1 protein-coding gene is annotated in these 1,705 nt (G+C 65.5%); it reads right to left on the bottom strand.

Annotation, left to right across the window (positions count from 1 at the left end; all coding sequences use genetic code 11):
* Positions 1 to 150 precede the first annotated feature (150 nt).
* Positions 151 to 1,566: a Fe-S cluster assembly protein SufB gene (sufB, locus tag WAQ08_RS07440; protein ID WP_422190508.1), complete on the bottom strand. Its 1,416-nt coding sequence runs from the start codon at positions 1,564 to 1,566 to the stop codon at positions 151 to 153.
* Positions 1,567 to 1,705: the final 139 nt, after the last annotated feature.

Here is a 1,705-nt window from a genome sequence, read left to right as displayed (position 1 = left end):
AGCTCGAGCAGCGCCGGCGCGTCCGCGACCGTCTTCGCCCCGTTCGCCGAGAAGGAGTCCGGGTCGAAGCCCTTGAGATCGGTGAAGCGCCAGGCCTCTTCCGTCGTGTCGGGAAGAGGGAGCTCCTGGTACCTCGCCGCCGCAGCGGCCTTATCCAACCGACCCTTCCATCTGGAGCAGGATCAGCCGGTTCATCTCGACGGCGTACTCGAGCGGCAGCTCCTTCGTGATCGGCTCGACGAAGCCGGAGACGATCATCGCGCTCGCCTCGGCGTCCGAGAGGCCGCGGCTCATCAGGTAGAAGAGCTGCTCCTCGCCGATCTTCGACACCGTGGCCTCGTGCCCGATGTCGACGTCCGACTCGTCGATGCGGATGTACGGGTAGGTGTCGGAGCGCGACTCCTCGTCGAGGATCAGCGCGTCGCAGACGACCTTCGAGCGCGCGCCGTGCGCGCCCTTCGCCACCTCGAGCAGGCCGCGGTAGCCGGCGCGGCCGCCGTCCTTCGAGATCGACTTCGAGGTGATCAGGCTCGTCGTGTTCGGCGCGATGTGGACGCACTTGCCGCCCGCGTCCTGGTGCTGGCCCTTGCCCGCGAAGGCGAGCGAGAGCACTTCGCCGTGGGCGCGGGCGCCCATCAGCCAGATCGCCGGGTACTTCATCGTCAGCTTCGAGCCGAGGTTCCCGTCCACCCACTCCATCGTCGCGTCCTCGTAGGCGATCGCGCGCTTGGTGACGAGGTTGTAGACGTTGTTCGACCAGTTCTGGATCGTCGTGTAGCGGCAGCGCCCGCGCGGCTTGACGATGATCTCGACGACCGCCGAGTGCAGCGAGTCGGAGGAGTAGATCGGCGCCGTGCAGCCCTCCACGTAGTGCACGTAGGCGTCCTCGTCGACGATGATCAGCGTCCGCTCGAACTGGCCCATGTTCTCCGCGTTGATCCGGAAGTAGGCCTGCAGCGGCAGCTCGATCTTGACGCCCGGGGGCACGTAGATGAAGGAGCCGCCCGACCAGACGGCCGAGTTCAGCGCCGCGAACTTATTGTCGTTCTGCGGGATGATCGTGCCCATGTGCTGCTTGACGATCTCCTCGTGCTCGCGCAGGGCGGAGTCCATGTCGAGGAAGATGACGCCCTTCGCCTCGAGGTCGGCCTGGAGCTTGTGGTAGACGACCTCCGACTCGTACTGGGCGCCGACCCCGGCGAGGTACTTCTTCTCCGCCTCCGGGATGCCCAGCTTGTCCCAGGTGTCGAGGATGTCGGCCGGCAGGTCCTCCCACTTGTCGACCTGCTTCTCGGTCGGCTTGATGTAGTAGAAGATGTTCTCGAAGTCGATCTCGGCGACGTTGCCGCCCCAGGTCGGGAGCGGGCGCGCGTTGAAGTAGTCGAGGCTCTTGTGGCGGAACTTGCGCATCCAGTCCGGCTCTGCCTTGTGCTCGGAGATCGCCTCGACCAGCTCGTGCGAGAGCCCGCGCCCGGACTTGAAGAAGTAGTCCTTCGCCTCGTCCGGGTTCGAGAAGCCGTACTTGTACTCGCTGCGGATCTCCTTGACGACGTCGGTCTCGGTCATGCTGATGCTCATGCTGCCTTCTCCTCCGGTGGTAGGAACGCGTCGTAGCCCTCGGCCTCGAGTCCATCCCTCACCCCGTGACGGTGAGCGTGCCCTTCATCCCTCCCTCCTCGTGACCGGGGACCGAGCAGTAGAAGGT

Source organism: Aquabacterium sp. (assembly GCF_049274795.1).
Lineage (GTDB): Bacteria > Pseudomonadota > Gammaproteobacteria > Burkholderiales > Burkholderiaceae_C > Aquabacterium.
The sequence above is the reverse complement of the archived record's forward strand: the minus strand, read 5'-3'. Positions and strand labels throughout refer to the sequence as shown.

Bases quoted from the DNA above. Each gene is read 5' to 3' on its own strand.
- sufB (WP_422190508.1), bottom strand. From the start codon at position 1,566: ATGACCGAGACCGACGTCGTCAAGGAGATCCGCAGCGAGTACAAGTAC.